Raw genomic sequence first — 16556 nt, 5'->3', positions numbered from 1 at the left:
ATGCTCCTTGAATTAAAATTTTATATCTTCTTGTCAATTAAACTTTCAAGTTCTTTATGGGTATTATTAAACCTATTACTTACTACGACTTTTCTGTTTGTGGATTCTATTGTATTTTTGACCTTTTTTTTCATTTCATTCAAATGTATGTTCAGATCATTGTTTATAATACTAAGATTCATAGCGATGTCTTCGAAGGGGTGATCTTTTAATATTGATATAAGCTGGTCTAAAAAATTAAGATATATGCTTAATGTTTCTTCAATCTTTTCATATTCTGATGTAGATCTGATTTTGGATGCTATATCACTGATCTGTTTTAATAATATTTCAGCTTCCTTTCTCATGCATCAGTAATACTTAAATCAGGCGTAAAGGTCAATAATATTTTTTGAATCAGAAATCTTCGGGGCTGATTGTATCAGCTTCATCACCTCTGCACCCTGCTGTTTTTGCAGATCCAGGGCAGTTTTAGCCATCTTTACACCGTAAGCATACTGATACTGTGAAAGTTTCATGTTGCTTGCCGCTTCAAAGTTCATATTTTTTCTCCATATTATTCAAAAGGATAGAACCTCAACACCTTATTAGGATCAGCTTTTTTATGGGCATCAATCACTTTCGGAAGCTCACCTTTAAACAGTCTTTTAAGCTCCTCAATATGCCTGTTTGCCTCTTCCTGATCACGTATAAAACCGCTTTTAGAAGCCAGAATATTTTCTTCCCTCACCTTTAAAAAGTTTATAAGCGTATTGTCCATCTTCTTCTGAAGTGATCCATCCTGTTTGAATGATCCCTCAGTGGAAGAGCTTTTGGGTGGGGGGCTCTTTTTATCCAGCTTCAGCAGCCTATCCTTCAGACTAATTATGGAATTGCCGTCACCAATTACCATAATTTAACCTGCCACGTTTAATTTTATATTATCCACCTTTTGTTGATTATTAGGAGTTTGTTTTCCAAGCTCCTCCTGAGTCACCACTTCTTTCCATGCATCCCTTAATGTTTTCAGAATTCCTAAAACTGGTGTCAGTTTCTCCACATCTTTCGTCTTATTTGCTTCCACAAGCTGCCATATTGCAAAATCGTAAAGTTTGAACAGATTTTCTGCTATCTCCCCAGCTTCCATATTTAAAGTACTCAAAAGCTCATACAGTATATTTTCAGCCTTTATGATATTTTCATGGGCAGCTACTATATTTTTCTCTTCTATAGCCTTCACTGCCATATTGATAAATTTTATTGCCCCATCATACAGGAGCAAAACCAGTTTCCCTTTCGTAGCTCCTTCTATCTCATTTTTGAGATAGGTTTTTTGAGCTTGCTGATACATAGTTACCTCCTTTTACTTTGTGCCACCTGTAATAGACGAAATTATTCCTGAAAGAGCATTTCCTCTAGCCTGTAATTCTGCGATTCTAGATTCCATAGCACTAAACTGACTCCATAGCCTTTCATAATAAGCATCCACACTTCTCTGAGTCCTATCCATAGCTTCAGCTAAATTTAAGATCTGCCTATCTATCGTTCCATAGGTTTTGATCTTATCATAGATAGATCCACCCACTGAACTATAACTCTTTATAGTGTTTTCAATTCTTCTGGCCCACCCGGTGGCTGTGGTAGTATTTTCGGCAAAAAGGTTAAAAACATCATCGGGATAGTTAGTAATTGCATTGATGAATGTACTGTTGTTTTGAAGTTGGGATTTAATGGCATCAAGATCTGTAGTATCTTTGACAAGATAACCTTTCTTAAGTATCTCCAGATCCCCATCACCTGCTATATTAAGTCCAATCTGGGAAAGATTGTTATACTTGCCGGTTATTCCGGTCAAGTCAGAAAAAAGATTGCTTCTCAGGGAGTTTTTTAAATTTCTAAATTCTGCACTTTTTCTTATAATTTCATAGGTATTAAGCGTCTTCCATTTCTCTTCGTAATTCTTCACCTCCGTTTCAGACATTTTATTTTTATCTGCTGTTGTCAATGCATTGAGGTATTTCTCATCCTCTTTGTTTATTTTTGGGGGATTCAACTTCTCCACCAATTCATTATAATGCTTTATAAAACTAGCCATGTATTCAACTGCTTTTGTGGTATCAACAGTGATATCTATGGTAACAGGTGTAGGAGAGGCAGATTTTAAGTTTAATGTAACCCCTTCTATAATATCACTTATACTATTATTTTTTCTCACGTAGTTTATACCATCCACATTTACAACCGCATTCTGTCCAGCGTATCCAATCTCCTTCTGTACTGTTGTGTTGTCTGTAAGATTTAAAGCTTCAAGAAGATTGCTGGTATCACTTGGAGAACCAAACTTAATCTTATCTATACCATTCGTTGAAACGATATTAATCTTGTCTCTTGATCTTTCATAACTGATATTAACCCCGGCACCTGAGTTGTTTATCTTTGATATTACACTATCTAATGTATCAACATCAGGATCCACATAGATAGAAACTCCATTTATTGTAAATACTCCTTTAATTACTGTTGCTGTCAAACCGGACTGAACCAAAGTGGATGTTGTATCTACCGTACCAAAAGTTTTACCTGTTACCGTCTGGGCGCCGGATAAAACTGTAAGTTTCATAATTGATAGGATGTTGCTCGTATCTGAAAAATCCCCAAGGGATATGGTTGATGAACCTAATGTGGTGGATTTTAATTCAAAGCTCTTTGTGGCTGTATTGTAGCTTGCCACCACACCAGCCCCGGAAGAGTTTATCTGAGCTATGAGATCGTTTACTGAAATCTGGGTATAATCAGCGATTGTTATCTTTTTTCCATTTATGGTAAAGGTTCCATTTGTGGCTGAAGTGGGGGCTGTGGAAAACCCTGCATTCTGCAAACCGGTAACCGATGTATTTAAGGTACCTGTTGTCACCTGTGCACCGTAAATCATAGTATAGGTGGCTGCAGAGACGTTTAACGTTGCATCCTGAGGAATCTTCATTATACCAGATGATAATGCTGCTGTGTTGAAAGTAACACCGGGGATAAGCCCCCCTGTAGAATTATTTATTTTTGTTAAAAGGTTTGAATATGAGTTACCCACATGATATTTTTTCATCTCAGATACTGTTGACGTGGTTGTGGTGGATAGTCCAAGATCAGACTGCAAACTACCACCGGTAATCGATAAGTCGAGCTGTTCTGAGGATGTGCTGTAAAAGCCTAATCTCCAATTTCCGCTATTATAATCCGCCCTTACAGAAAAATATTGAATGTTTGATGTATTATACTGGGTATTGAGTTGGTTGTTTAGGGAGGTTTCAATCTGGTTTGTAATACTGTTTATATCATCACCACTATTAATGGTGAGATTTATTGTGTATGTATTTGATGCTACGTTCAATAGTAATGTACCGGTAGAGCTGGAAGTAAAATTACCATAGCTATCTACGTTAGTTACATTACTACCTCCCGTTACTTTTTTAAGCTGTCCCAATTCATTAAACTTAAAACTATCTGTGGAAACGTAGTATGTTCCATCATCGGAGATGGAAACATCATGAACACCTTCATTAAAATCTGTCGGTCTACCAGTAATGGAAGTCACCCCTGCACTATTCAACTGCAATTTTGCTCTTGTGAACTGGCTTAATGAATATGAGTTTTTTGCAGTCTGAATTACCTCAACAGTGTGGCTACCAACTTTCGCAGAAGGTGTAACTGTAGCTGAAACAACAGAGTTATTTGAGGAGGTGGAATTTTTATTTTTAAATGTGGATTCTAATTTTAAATTGAAAAGATCTGTCCTCATTGTATTAAGTCTATCAGATATATCCTGATAAACGGACTTTTCCAGAGTCTTTAGATTATACTTTGCTTCAAGATTATCCAATGGAATTCTGGCCTGAGAAACCAGCTTTTCCACGAGTGCGTTTGTATCCATCCCTGATATAACGCCACCAATCCTCAATGCATCCATACTAACCTCCCTGTTAGCTAATTACCTAATCGACACTAATAGTAAAAACTTTAGAAAAAAACTTGCTATTTAAAAAAATTGGTTTAAATTATCCCGATGATGAAAAAGCTTGTTATATACGATTGTGATGGTGTTCTTTTTGATAGTTTTGATGCTGTAATGGCGTACTACGACTTTATCTGTGAAGAATTCGGACTAAAAAAGATCGATCGTTCGGACAAAAAGATGGTAGAATCTGCAATGATTAAAACAAACGAAGAGATAATTAATCTTCTTACCGATGACAAAAAAAAGGTTGCTGAAATCCTCGAATTTGCAAAAAAACAGAATTTTACAAAGTTCTTAAATCTGATGAAGCCTACTAAAAACATAAAAGAGGCCTTATCCCTTCTCAAATCAAAAGGTTTAAATATTGCCGTTTTTACGAATAGAGGTTCATCACTCGGTTATCTCTTGAAAAACTTTGATATGGATAGATATTTTGACTTCACAGTAAACTCATTTGACGTAAATAATCCAAAACCTCACCCGGAAGGGCTTATTAAGATATTAAACCATTTTAATCTAACAAATAGAGACGCCTTATTCATCGGTGATTCAATAAACGATTATTTACCTGCCAGAAGCACAGACACAGACTTTGTAGCCTTTGGAAATAAGATAGAAAATGCACCGGTAATTTACGATCACCTTGAGATAGAGAGGTTCATATGATATACGAGTTTAAATATTCAGTAAATTATAGGGATGTAGACCAGAATAGATTTTTAAGAAGCGATTCTCTGGTGTCTCTTTTGCAGGAGGCAGCCATTCTACACTCTGAATTTGTGGGGTTTGATGCCGACTATATGTTAAAGCACAACGTAGCATGGATGCTGAATAGATTTGCTCTGGTGATTCACGACTACCCATTCCTGAGGGACGAGATAACGATAAAAACCTGGTCGAGGGGGTTAAAATCGTTTAAAGCTTTTAGAGACTTTGAGGTTTTTAACAATGGAAAGCTGATCGCAAACGCCACATCTTACTGGTTTTTCATAGATACGAAAAGAAAAAGGATAGCAAAAGTACCGGAAGAGGTTCAAAAGATGTATGGTTACCACGATATGGCCACAAATATATCAATAGATGATTCAGAGCCACCTCATCTGGAAGACTTCTTTCTGGATAAACAGCAGATTATCCGATATAGCGATATTGACAGCAACGGTCATCTGAACAACGTAATATATCTGAATATGCTTGAGGATACTTTAAAAGGGCATGGTATTATGAAAAAAATCAAAGAATATTACATTTCTTTCAAAAAAGAGATCACTTACAATCTTTTATCCATAAACGTATCTATTATGCAGGCGGATCAAAATAGATACTTTTTCCATTTTAACAAAGAGGAGGATATATACGCCGAAGGGGTTGTAAATCTATTTTAGTTCTATACTATCAAGATTCACCTTAAACGTGGGTATGTCACCTATAATGAGCTTTTTCAGATTTTCAAAGGAAACAGATTCGTCTGTCACAAACAGGTTTCTAAGCCCTTTTTCGTTTAAATCCAGATTTATTTTATTAAGGTAATCTATTATAGCCACAGATGAATCCACAAGATTTAAGTCCGGATAAATTCTATTTATAACATCTTTTAAAACCGGATAATGGGTACAGCCTAAAATCAGAGTGTCTATCCCTTCCAAAACGATATCATCTAAATATTCTTTTAAAATGATTTCTGTAACAGGATGCACTATCTTACCCTCTTCCACTAATGGGACCAGCAGAGGACACCCTTTTTGATAGACTCTCACACCACCCCCAGTAAGGGCACTTAACGTATTTGCGTATGAATTACTATTTATCGTAGCCTGTGTACCTATAACCCCAATTTTTCTATTCTTAGTGGCATTTATAGCTGCAATGCATCCCGGCTCCACCACTCCTATTATGGGGATATTGTATCTATTTTTTAAAAAATCAAGCGCATAAGATGATGCAGTATTACAAGCCACAACCACCACATCCACAGCAAAACTCTTTACAAGAAACTCCGTAAGCTCTAAGCTGTACTTTACAATGGTATCTCTTGACTTATTACCGTAAGGAACCCTGGCCGTATCGCCAATATAGTAAATATCAACAGTTTTAAATCTATCAGATATCGATTTAAATACCGTCAAACCACCCACACCTGAGTCAAATACTCCAATAGACATACATTCTCCAATATAAATTTAGAAAACAGCATCTAATAATAAAAATAGTTATTTGTGTCAATTCAAATATTAATCTTTAAAATGTTATCAATACGATAAAATAACGATTCTTTTTCCACCTCATCCTAAAACCGCTCTTACGACATAGTATCTCCCCAAGGGACAACCCCACCCCAAGCCCCCCTGACTGTTTATCAGCTATATCATTTAAAAACAGCAGATAATTCCTATGCTTATAAATTCCAGATCTGATATATACAAAACTTTTAGCATATTTATTTATATTATCCATAAGTATAAACAGCAAAAATTCGAGGTCATAACGATTTCCCTTCACCATCAAATCAGAGGTTTTTACTTTTATTTTAAGCTTTTTATTGAAAATTAATATATCTTTCAATAAATTATTTAGATTAATCTCTTCAATCTTTTCGGAAGCAATATTTATATTCCTTACGTAATTTTCCATTGCTGAGATATCGGTATTCAATCTATTATAACTTTCCTCGATCCTGCTTACAGCAGAATTATTTAACCCTTTAAGCAATTCGAGATTTATTTTCTGTGTGGAAAGATAATTTCTCAATTTATGGGAGAATATCAGCAAAATTGCCTCAAAACTACTTCTAACCCTTTTTTCTTTTAAAATCATTCGGTGAACGGTAAAATAGTAAAGTAATGAGATAACCATCAATATTATAAAATCCCAATATACCATGAGAAGTATCTTATCTTTTATCCTCTCCTGAAAATAGCTATTTTTAACATAAAAAAAGTTCGGTTTATCAACCTCAAAAAGGGTATATCTTTTACCATCCATCTCATTTTTTGAAATCTTTAAATATTCCGGATAATCAAAAGGGATATTATGTTTTGAGAGAATCTGGTAGTTTCTTATCTCCTGCCTTAAGTTGTCTTCTATTTGCCCATTTATAGTCATGATAAATATCAGATTTATCATGGTAAGACCCATCATCAACACCAAAAGCATCAAAAGAAATACCTTAGACTCAAAAGATAAAGATATATCTTTCATTTTAATTTATACCCTCTACCTTTATAGGTAACTATAAAGTTATCCGGTAGAGCTTTTCTGAGATTTTTTATATAAGTGCGGATAGATTCGGTACCCACAACTTTATCCCCCCAGATATAACTTAAAATTTTATCCATTGTCACAAGCTTGCCTCTATTCTGGGCAAGTAAACACAGCAACTCCCACTCTATCCTTGAAAGATGAACCTCCAGATCATCCACATATAACTTTTTACCGGAAAAATCTATCAAAACATTATCAATTCTAAGATTTTCGCAACAGTAAATCCTTTTGGTAAGGGCTTTTATCCTCAACAGCAATTCTTTTGGATCAAATGGTTTTACGATATAATCATCCGCACCGTACTCAAAGCATATCTCTTTACTTTCCATATCGTTTTTGGCAGTAATGACAATTATCGGCAAATCCAACCTTTTTTTTCTGATCTCTTTTAAAATATACTCCCCTTTTTTATCCTTTAGCATCAAATCGAGAAGGATTATGTCAAAATGTTCGACTGAATAAATCTCCTCCGGGTAAGACAAAACTTCAGCTTCAAAATTATTTACCTCAAGGTACTCTTTGAGGGACTCCGCAAGTAATATATCATCTTCTATTATTAAAACCCTCAAACTACCCTCACAAAATGATTATGGCGTTTTTCATCACCTATGGTTGTAAACTCACCATGACCTGGTATAACTATTGTATTATCATTCAATCGATATAACTTCAATATCGATTCTTTCAACTCATTGAAATCACTATACGGGAAATCTGTCCTGCCCACAGATCCAGCAAAAAGGGTATCCCCTGTAATCACGAGGTTTAGTTCTTTTACGTAAAAAGAGATCCCTCCAGGTGTATGTCCAGGGGTTTCAATAATTAAAACATTAGCAACAGTATTTTCAATTCTAACATTCTCGGATAGGTCAAAATCCACATCGGGAGATACAACTGGTGGTAGACCAAACATCGATGCATGCAAAGAAGCCTGTCTGAGCAAAAACTCATCCTTTCTGCTCATGTAAAAAGGGATTCTAAATCTATTTTTTAGTTCAAACACAGCACCGATGTGATCAAAATGTCCATGTGTATTGATTAAAACCTCAGGGACAACCCCTTTTTCTTCTAAAAAACCAATGATCTTTTCAATAGATCCACCTGGGTCAACTATGATGCAGTTTTTATCATTATAAATAATTGTACAATTAACCATCAAAGGTCCTGTCGGTATAACGTTAAAACTTAGCATAAAAAACCTCTTAAAGTTTAATTATTATCGTCACAGGCCCATCATTTAAAATGGAAACCTTCATATCGGCGGCAAAAACACCACTTTTTACCTTATCATCCCCAACGATTTTTTTACATTCATAGATAAATTTTTCATAGTATTCTTTTGCAAGATCAGGATGCATGGCGTTTGTGAAATCCGGTCTTCTACCCTTTGATACATCCCCGGCTAAGGTAAACTGACTGACAATAAGCATTTCACCTTTAATATCAATGAGCGACTTTGACATCTTGCCATTTTCATCTTCAAAAATTCTGAGCTCAGAACATTTTTTCGCCATCCTGGCAATATTCTCAACATTATCCCCCTTTTCGAAACCGATGAGAATATTAACCCCCTTTTCTATTTGGGAGTATAAACTGCCATCTATCACAACAGAGCTTTGTAAAACCCTCTGGACAACCGCTATCACCTCAAAACCTCCCGTATCCTGATTCCCATAAGTCTACAAGAAGCAAAATACAACAAAGACGATAATACGACATTTATAAGCACATTAATTTTAAAATATTTACCTATTATGATAAAACAAGACATAATTACGGAAGATAAAACGATTTTCAACATCAGTCCACCATTTTCATAAAAGGAAAAACGATAATCACCTATTTTCTTGTAAAGTATTATAGTATTTATCATCGCCACGACAGATGAAGCTAACGCAATACCAGCATGTCCGAATCTAAACATAAATATATAGTCTAATAACGCATTTAACATAGACATAAAAAATGCTACCCTGACGGGTGTTATTGTATCCTTTTTAGTATAAAATACTCTTGTAAATAGCCCCACTAGAGAATAGAATAGAAGCCCTATCGAATACATTTTAAGAGCTTCAGATGTGAGCTTTGCCTCAGTGATTCCAAATGATTTCCTTTTGTATATGAGAGCGGTAATATCGTATGATAATAAAAATAGTCCTATGGTGGCGGGGATAACTATGAAACAAAGCGAAATAATCGATTTATCGATTATCTTATAAGCTCTAACCCTGTCATTGTTGGCTAAGGCCCTGCTCATTTCGGTTAGAGAAACTGAATTAAGAGCTACGGAAAAGACCCCCAGGGGAAATTGAAAAAGCCTATTTGCATAGTAAAGAAAGGAGATACTGCCAGCAGATAAAAATGAAGCAAAAATTCTATCCACCACAAAATTTATCTGATTTATTCCGAGCCCTGCAATGGAAGGAATGATAAGTAGAAAAGTTTTTTTGAGATCCGGGTCTCTTTCCCCAAAAGAAACGACTTTAAAACCTTTTTTCAAAGAATAAAAAAACACGTAAAGTAGTTGAGCCACTCCACCCAATAAAACACCCCAGGCAAGGTAAATGATATTTCCTCCATAATGATACCCCGCTAAAGCTCCTAACATCATAAAGATATTGAGCATAGCAGTGGATGAATAAGGAACATAATAGCTACCCATTAGATTTAAGTAACCTGTAAGCATTGCAACAACCGTTACAAACCAGAGATAAGGCATCACGATTACCAACATCTTTGATGCTGCTCCAATGACATCCAGGTCATTTCTACTTCCCGGCATAAACAGGGTAATTATGTAATCTGGAAAGATGTATACCAAAAGGGTAATAAAAAGAATGAACCCGGATACTCCAATTATAAGTTGATTTAAGTATTTTATGGCATTATCTTTACTCTTAGCATACTTTTCAGCAAGTATTGGAACATAGGCTGAGCTTAATGCCCCTTCCGCAAAAAGTGCCCGAAATAGATTGGGTATGGCAAAAGCCACAAAAAAGGCATCCGTAAATCTATTTGCCCCAAATACTGCAGCTACGGTTAAATCCCTCACAAGCCCCAACACTCTACTCGTCATTATCCCTGAACTTGACTTTAAAAAATAATGAAGAAAACCTCTGTTTTTCATTTCTCCTCCAGAGTAAATCCGATCTCTTCCGGTGAAGCCGGTTGAACCATGATAGTTTTGAATCTATCGTAAATTACAAATCCCTTTGCAGCACCTTTCACCTTACGGACATACTTTCTTGATGTCCAATCCACCGCCACTTTTTGTTCATTTTTCAACACACTATAATATGCTGTAACCCTTGCAACATCAGTCAAAAGATCATATGACGGTAGGCCAACATTAGATTTTAAAATTACATGGGAGGATGGATACCCATGAACATGAAACCAGATATCCTCTTTATCCGCCAGACCTAATATCTCATCATTACCGAAACTATTTCTGCCTATCAATAAGATAAAATCATCCTTCCCGTATTTATAATATCTTTTCACCTTTTTAGTCCTTCCCTTTTTCACTCTATGATCAGGTTTTAAAAGATCTCCTATTTCATCATAGTCTATATCTCCATTATCCAGAAAAAAAGATAACTCTTCGTAGAAATCAATCTCCATCTTTATATCTGAAATCCTTTTTCTTATCAAAGGTATAGACCTTTCAAGCTTTTTCCCTCTATTAAAAAGGGATTCGATATAGGCATCCATATCCCTCACATCTTTTAATTCAATTGAAACAATCTTCTCCCCATTTGGAGTAAATTCTAAAAACTCTCCACTTCTCATAGCTTCATCTATTCTAAAAAGATTATTCTTCAAAATCTCAGCTTTATGAAGTAATTCATGATAATTTTCTGCGATGGATAGCTCCCCTTCCAGCTTTTTCAAAAGATCTTTTTTATCAGAAATCCTTTTTTTTAGCTGCCTCTTGATACCTTCAAAAGAGAAAACTTTTTTTTCTTTGTTAAATTTACATTTATAATCTTTAATATTGATCTCGTTTAAATCCTCCGAAATCCTAAAAGGGTAGGCTCTACCATCACTGTCAATATAGATATTTTCATCTGATAACAGCTCTTTTATATAACATACCACATCCCCCACTTCACCTTTTATCCCTATTAATCTATTTGCAAAATCGGCAGTTTTTTTATAAAACCCTTCCAAAAGATTGAAATCGGAAATGGAATCATAATTATCAAGGGAAAACTGCTTATTGGATCTAAAGACCTGATACTTACATCCTATGGAGATATCCCTATCCTGGTCGATATTTTTGTCTGAAAATCTGTACAATATTATATGTCCATTATCTAAGATAAAAAAATTAGAGTTACCCCCAACTAATTCAAAAACAAGTTTGAAATATTCAGATATCCCAGATGCTTTTCTCTTTTTCACCTGAATATAAAATGCCCTGTCATATCCTCTCTGTTTAAAGCTGATGATCTGGGAACTGTTTAATTTTGAAAAAACCTCCTTCCCGGAGAAGGATCCTGGAAAGTATATACTACCATCCTTCATATCAAAAACGATGTAGCATCTATCATTACCAGAGTATACGATCAGGCATAGGTTATTACCATCGGTTAAAATATTATTCACGTTGGAGTTGATGAAACGATTTAGATATTTCAAAAACTTATATAATAAAAGCCCATCCATCTACTGCTTCTGCTGTAGAAACTTTTCAAACATCTTCTTATCATTAGCCTTAAGATAAGCCTCTTCGGGAGAAATGACTTTATTCATAAGAAAATCCAGAATGACCTGATCCATCATCTGCATACCATCAGCCTTACCAGTTTGCATTATGGATGGGATCTGGAATATCTTCCCTTCCCTTATTAGATTTGCAATTGCACTATTTACCACCATTATCTCAAGGGCGGCTACCCTTCCAGGCTTATCCGATCTTTTTAAAAGCTGCTGGGAAATAACACCTTTCAAAGACTCTGAAAGCATCGTTCTAATTTGAGCCTGTTGTCCTGCTGGGAAGGCATCTATAATCCGGTCAACGGTTTTGGGGGCAGAATTGGTATGGAGAGTTCCAAAAACAAGATGGCCGGTCTCCGCAGCTGTTATGGCAAGCTCTATCGTCTCTAAATCCCTCATCTCACCCACTAGAATCACATCCGGATCCTCCCTCAGGGCAGCTCTTAAGGCGGCACTAAACGATTGTGTCATAGACCCAACCTCTCTGTGGTTTACAAGACAACCTTTGCTTTCATGAACAAACTCCACAGGATCCTCAATCGTAAGTATGTGATCTTTTCTATTTCTGTTTATATAATCTATAATTGCCGCAAGTGTTGTGGATTTTCCACTTCCGGTTGGACCTGTGACCAAGACAAGCCCCCTCGAAAGATTGGCAAACTTTAGCACCTGCGGAGGTAACCCTAATTCTTCCGCTGTTAGAATCTTAGATGGAATAATCCTGAAAACAGCCGCAATCCCCCTTTTCTGGTAAAAGTAGTTTGCCCTGAATCTCGCCATACCAGGTATTTCATATGCAAAATCCAGATCCTTTTTCTTCAGAAAGAACTCCCTCTGTTCATCTGAGATTATCTCAAAAAGTAGCTTTTCAAGGATCTCATTGGTCAGCTCCTGATATTTTATCTCCTCCAATTCACCATGTTTCCTCACCATTGGTTTACACCCACTACTTAAATGTAAATCACTACAGTTATTTTCCATCATATATTTAAAAAAAGCATCTATCTTAGCCATATTTCACCACCTAAGATATTAGTATGAGATCTTTATAATCTATTTTAATATTGCTGACAAAAGGGTACCCTTCCACAGGTGCATATCTTTTAAAAACTTTAACTTTACCAATATAATCCATATTGGAGAAATAGATTCCATCCTCCAGTTCAACCGGATAAAGCTGCATATACACCCCATTGCACCCGGTAATCTCTTCGTAAAAAAAACTGTAACGTTCTTTTAAATATTCCCGAACCTCTTTCATCCCAAGATAGAAAAGATCATCAAAAACTTTATTTCTACGATCATTTAAAAAATTATACACCATCAAGCGATCAGATATGATAAAAAAATCGTATCTTATCCCATTTTCAAGGATTAAATCTTTTAATCTGTCAAATTCGCTGTCAGCTTTACCTTCAACCATATTTAAAATATCCAAGATATTCTCCTCACTGGCGACAGACAAAAGAACTTTTTTATTGGAAACCCTCTCAAAATACTCCACCACTTTGGTATCAAATGGATCATCTGTAATTACAGAGATATTATATTCATCTGCATATATGGGCAAGGCTTTATGACTCTTCATAAATTCTATTGAAAAACGCTTCACCAATTCGAAATCGACCTGATCTTTACCTACAATGACAAATGGCAGATCGATCTGTTTACTTATAACATAATCAAGCTCTGCTTTGCTTATTTTTCCAAGCTTTACAAGTGCTTCGCCAAGCCTTATTTTCTCTTTCTTCTGTAACTGTAACCCTTCCTCTATATCTTTATCGTTGATCATCCCCATATCTTTCAATATCAACCCAAGATTTCTATTACTCATAATCAAACTCCTCTCCAAAGCTATTTTTTATAACATCATCCACACGATCTATAAACTTATCGAAGAAATTAATAGACTCCAATTGGGCAATATGTTTCTTTACATTCTGCAATCTCACGCCATAAAACCTCTCGATGATGACGGATACCTCCCACTCCTGTAAAATTGCATCAAGTATAAAACAGTCGCAAATTGCAGCCAGCATCTTATCAGAAGCGGAATATTTTACCTGATTTAATTCTATTAACATATCCACCATTAACTCTATCTCCACATCTGCATAGTTTCTTATGGATAAAACCTCCACCAGATAGCGGAGAGCTTTTGAATAAACACCGGTCTTAAATGAAAATTTTTCAATGTTATTAAAATAAAATAGCTTGATGTTGTTTTTATAATACCCCTCAATATCCACAATATATTCATATTCATCCTGTAGAGAAATATTTCCCTGGTATATGGAAAGGGCATTAAGTATAACGTCCTTTGCCTCAGAAAAACGTTTTTTTATAAGGAAATAGTATGCAACCTTTATATAATCATTCACCCCCAAAAGGTGAGATTGATGAAGATCTCTATATATGGAAACGGCATTTTCATAATCTGATACAAGGATCTTGTAGAATAAATAAAGCAATTTGCCTCTGGTACTATACCTTTCATCGTCCATAAGCTTCATTATATACCTTAAGGCACTTTCATCCCTTCCTAAATCTATCAATACCTCCGCCATAAGAGAAAACGATTCGATATCATCAGAAACATCTTTTTCGTATTGCTTAAAATATTCCAGAGATTTTAACCTATCACCTTTAACATAGTGGTATTTACCTAAAATACGATAAATCTTTTTCAAGAATTCCGGGTCTTCGCCATATTTCATGAATATTTTTGTTATCCCCTCATCGGCTTTATCAAGCTCCCCTGCCTCTATTAAATTCTCTATATCTTTACACAATATATCAATGAAATTTATCTTTTTCACCTATGTTTGCTCCCTATGCAATTCATAAAGATCCCGGACTGTTTTACATGTATCAGAAATCTGCATAATCATCTTATTGAATACCTCGGCAGTAGCCATTGCATCCCCAAGAGCCGTATGTCTGCCATTACATTTCACTTTATAAAGATCTAGCAAAAAATCAAGACCCACATGGTCGTTTTTCTTAGCAATTCCCCTGGTGTATATAAACATCGTATCAAGATATTTCTGTTTTAACGCGCATCCAAAAGTTTCCGTAAGCTCTTTTGATATCATATCCACATCAAACCTTATATGATGTCCCACAATGACAGACTTTCGTATGAATTTCACAAATTCGGGCATCACCTCCACCACAAATGGTTTATCCTTTACCATTTCATCCGTAATCCCATGCCATTTGATCGATTCTGGATCTATGCTTTTACCGGGATTTATAAATACATTGTAATAATCTATTATCTTAAATCCTTTTATCTTAACCGCCGCAAGATTGATAATTTTAGCCGTATTAATATCAAGACCAGTGGTTTCGGTATCCACCACACAAAACTCCACATCAAATATGGCTCTATTAAGAAAATCTGTTTTATTGTATGTTTCACAAATTTTTACAACGTAATTACGAATAGGGTCATTATAAAAATCTGTTTTACCCTTTTTGAATAATTTTCCAAACATAGCTACCCCCAGAAATAGATAGATTATATTACCATTTTAATCAAGCGTTATTTATAAGTGTATAACATTTCACCTTATTTACTCTAAGTCCATAATAAATTATCACAATTTAGTCAACTATTTGATGAAAAGATTATCTCACATTCACCTTCAAACTTTTCTCAAAAAACTCTTCGATTGGCTGTGTATTGTCGGTTTTCGGTTTTAAGCTTATACCCCTTGTGGACAGGGATAGATCATCTTTGCTTGTTGTTTTCACTTTGTAAATAGCTCCGACACTTTCTGTGTCTATCTTTCCAAGCTCAGTGGTGCTCGCATACAAAATGATCTCATCCTCCCCAAAAGGAGGCTCTATTTTTAATTCAAAGCGGTCTCTGGCTGAGGGAACCTCATAAATCACCCCACCCTCAAAATGGTAATCCGATCTGTAAGGATTCGGCAGGATTTGCAATATCTGACCCGTTGAATCTTTGTAAAAAATCTTTGCGTAAAAAGGCTTATTACCCTGTATATATATCTTTACCGTATCATTAACCTTGTAAACCTTTTTATTGGTGAAAATGTTTACCACGAGTGGTGCCGAAGGATCATTGATCAGAAGATTTTCTATCGATTTATCTTTATCGAATGCAGGGATAACCTCCGCCTTAATCCTCACTTTGTAGCAATCACCTATTGCGGGTGGCTCTTTGTCCCAATTTCCTTCCTGCTCTATAACCTTTACATTTGAAGAGGCAAAGGACTCAACGATATCATTTTTTAATTTCAGATCCTCCACCAATGTTTGGGATTTTATTTTAGTGGATACCTTTTCTGCTGCATTCCGCTTAGCATCATTTATCGCCATCTCTTCCGCCTGTCGTTTAGTTCTATCCTCCGAAAGGCAGGCATAGCCATAAGATTCTGTAATAACTGAGGTGGATGCAAATACAGATTTGATAAATAGAGTAAGCACAAATAGAAAAATAATTTTTTTCATAAAATCCCCCAGGTATAAAAAAAACGCGCCCTGCAGGAGTCGAACCCACAACCTTCTGATCCGTAGTCAGATGCTCTATCCAGTTGAGCTAAGGGCGCCTACTATT

19 protein-coding genes and 1 tRNA gene are annotated in these 16556 nt (G+C 35.6%); 2 read left to right on the top strand and 18 right to left on the bottom strand.

The window, feature by feature from the left end:
* Positions 1 to 20: 20 nt before the first annotated feature.
* From ACP5Q2_RS05280 to fliD, 5 genes are read right to left on the bottom strand one after another with little or no spacing between them, the layout of a single operon-like run.
* Entirely contained in the window at positions 21 to 347 is a 327-nt protein-coding gene (locus ACP5Q2_RS05280) for a hypothetical protein (protein ID WP_428097934.1), read from the bottom strand.
* Between the two features lie 18 nt (positions 348 to 365).
* Positions 366 to 542: a hypothetical protein gene (locus tag ACP5Q2_RS05275; protein WP_424605221.1), complete on the bottom strand. Its 177-nt coding sequence runs from the start codon at positions 540 to 542 to the stop codon at positions 366 to 368.
* 14 nt (positions 543 to 556) lie between these two features.
* Complete coding sequence (locus ACP5Q2_RS05270) at positions 557 to 892, bottom strand: hypothetical protein (RefSeq protein WP_428097931.1); 336 nt, start codon at positions 890 to 892, stop codon at positions 557 to 559.
* Between the two features lie 3 nt (positions 893 to 895).
* Positions 896 to 1330: a flagellar export chaperone FliS gene (fliS, locus tag ACP5Q2_RS05265; protein WP_424605223.1), complete on the bottom strand. Its 435-nt coding sequence runs from the start codon at positions 1328 to 1330 to the stop codon at positions 896 to 898.
* A gap of 12 nt (positions 1331 to 1342) precedes the next feature.
* The gene (fliD, locus tag ACP5Q2_RS05260) at positions 1343 to 3940 is read right to left on the bottom strand and encodes a flagellar filament capping protein FliD (RefSeq protein WP_428097927.1); all 2598 of its coding nucleotides are present in this window, start codon (positions 3938 to 3940) and stop codon (positions 1343 to 1345) included.
* Between the two features lie 99 nt (positions 3941 to 4039).
* On the opposite strand from fliD, the gene ACP5Q2_RS05255 reads away from it, so the two are divergent.
* Positions 4040 to 4654 carry an HAD family hydrolase gene (locus ACP5Q2_RS05255; protein WP_428097924.1) on the top strand — a complete coding sequence of 205 codons (615 nt, stop codon included), beginning with the start codon at positions 4040 to 4042 and terminating at the stop codon, positions 4652 to 4654.
* Positions 4651 to 5373 (top strand): acyl-[acyl-carrier-protein] thioesterase, encoded by a 723-nt coding sequence (locus ACP5Q2_RS05250; RefSeq protein ID WP_424605226.1) that lies wholly within the window; start codon positions 4651 to 4653, stop codon positions 5371 to 5373. Before ACP5Q2_RS05255 ends, ACP5Q2_RS05250 begins: the two co-directional genes overlap by 4 nt.
* Here the strand turns inward: ACP5Q2_RS05250 and murI are convergent.
* From murI to ACP5Q2_RS05185, 13 genes are all read right to left on the bottom strand, one after another.
* Entirely contained in the window at positions 5365 to 6150 is a 786-nt protein-coding gene (murI, locus tag ACP5Q2_RS05245; RefSeq protein ID WP_424605227.1) for a glutamate racemase, read from the bottom strand. The two genes, ACP5Q2_RS05250 and murI, sit on opposite strands and share 9 nt — an antisense overlap.
* Before the next feature lie 76 nt (positions 6151 to 6226).
* The gene (locus tag ACP5Q2_RS05240) at positions 6227 to 7186 is read right to left on the bottom strand and encodes a hypothetical protein (protein ID WP_428097921.1); all 960 of its coding nucleotides are present in this window, start codon (positions 7184 to 7186) and stop codon (positions 6227 to 6229) included.
* On the bottom strand, positions 7183 to 7818 hold the full coding sequence (locus tag ACP5Q2_RS05235) for a response regulator transcription factor (RefSeq protein WP_428097918.1): 636 nt from the start codon (positions 7816 to 7818) through the stop codon (positions 7183 to 7185). The genes ACP5Q2_RS05240 and ACP5Q2_RS05235 overlap by 4 nt, the downstream gene beginning before the upstream one ends.
* Positions 7815 to 8441, bottom strand: a complete 627-nt coding sequence (locus ACP5Q2_RS05230; protein ID WP_428097915.1) for an MBL fold metallo-hydrolase — start codon at positions 8439 to 8441, stop codon at positions 7815 to 7817. The genes ACP5Q2_RS05235 and ACP5Q2_RS05230 overlap by 4 nt, the downstream gene beginning before the upstream one ends.
* 10 nt (positions 8442 to 8451) lie before the next feature.
* A complete protein-coding gene (gene dtd / locus ACP5Q2_RS05225; protein ID WP_424605231.1) occupies positions 8452 to 8895 on the bottom strand; it encodes a D-aminoacyl-tRNA deacylase in 444 nt (147 codons plus the stop codon).
* On the bottom strand, positions 8892 to 10376 hold the full coding sequence (murJ, locus tag ACP5Q2_RS05220; protein ID WP_428097911.1) for a murein biosynthesis integral membrane protein MurJ: 1485 nt from the start codon (positions 10374 to 10376) through the stop codon (positions 8892 to 8894). Before murJ ends, dtd begins: the two co-directional genes overlap by 4 nt.
* Entirely contained in the window at positions 10373 to 11860 is a 1488-nt protein-coding gene (locus ACP5Q2_RS05215) for an NFACT RNA binding domain-containing protein (RefSeq protein ID WP_428097908.1), read from the bottom strand. The genes murJ and ACP5Q2_RS05215 overlap by 4 nt, the downstream gene beginning before the upstream one ends.
* Positions 11861 to 11920: 60 nt before the next feature.
* Positions 11921 to 12985 carry a type IV pilus twitching motility protein PilT gene (locus tag ACP5Q2_RS05210; protein ID WP_424605234.1) on the bottom strand — a complete coding sequence of 355 codons (1065 nt, stop codon included), beginning with the start codon at positions 12983 to 12985 and terminating at the stop codon, positions 11921 to 11923.
* A gap of 10 nt (positions 12986 to 12995) precedes the next feature.
* Positions 12996 to 13805: a hypothetical protein gene (locus tag ACP5Q2_RS05205; RefSeq protein WP_428097905.1), complete on the bottom strand. Its 810-nt coding sequence runs from the start codon at positions 13803 to 13805 to the stop codon at positions 12996 to 12998.
* A complete protein-coding gene (locus ACP5Q2_RS05200) occupies positions 13798 to 14790 on the bottom strand; it encodes a tetratricopeptide repeat protein (protein ID WP_424605236.1) in 993 nt (330 codons plus the stop codon). Before ACP5Q2_RS05200 ends, ACP5Q2_RS05205 begins: the two co-directional genes overlap by 8 nt.
* Positions 14791 to 15471: a 3'-5' exonuclease gene (locus ACP5Q2_RS05195; RefSeq protein WP_428097902.1), complete on the bottom strand. Its 681-nt coding sequence runs from the start codon at positions 15469 to 15471 to the stop codon at positions 14791 to 14793.
* 133 nt (positions 15472 to 15604) lie between these two features.
* On the bottom strand, positions 15605 to 16450 hold the full coding sequence (locus ACP5Q2_RS05190) for a DUF4384 domain-containing protein (protein WP_424605238.1): 846 nt from the start codon (positions 16448 to 16450) through the stop codon (positions 15605 to 15607).
* Positions 16451 to 16474: 24 nt separating this feature from the next.
* A tRNA-Arg gene (locus ACP5Q2_RS05185) sits at positions 16475 to 16548 on the bottom strand.
* Positions 16549 to 16556: the final 8 nt, after the last annotated feature.

The sequence above is a fragment of the Calditerrivibrio sp. genome, assembly GCF_049968475.1.
Classification (GTDB): Bacteria; Chrysiogenota; Deferribacteres; order Deferribacterales; family Calditerrivibrionaceae; genus Calditerrivibrio; species Calditerrivibrio nitroreducens_A.
Note: the sequence above shows the minus strand (reverse complement) of the source record. Positions and strands in the feature narration are given on the sequence as shown.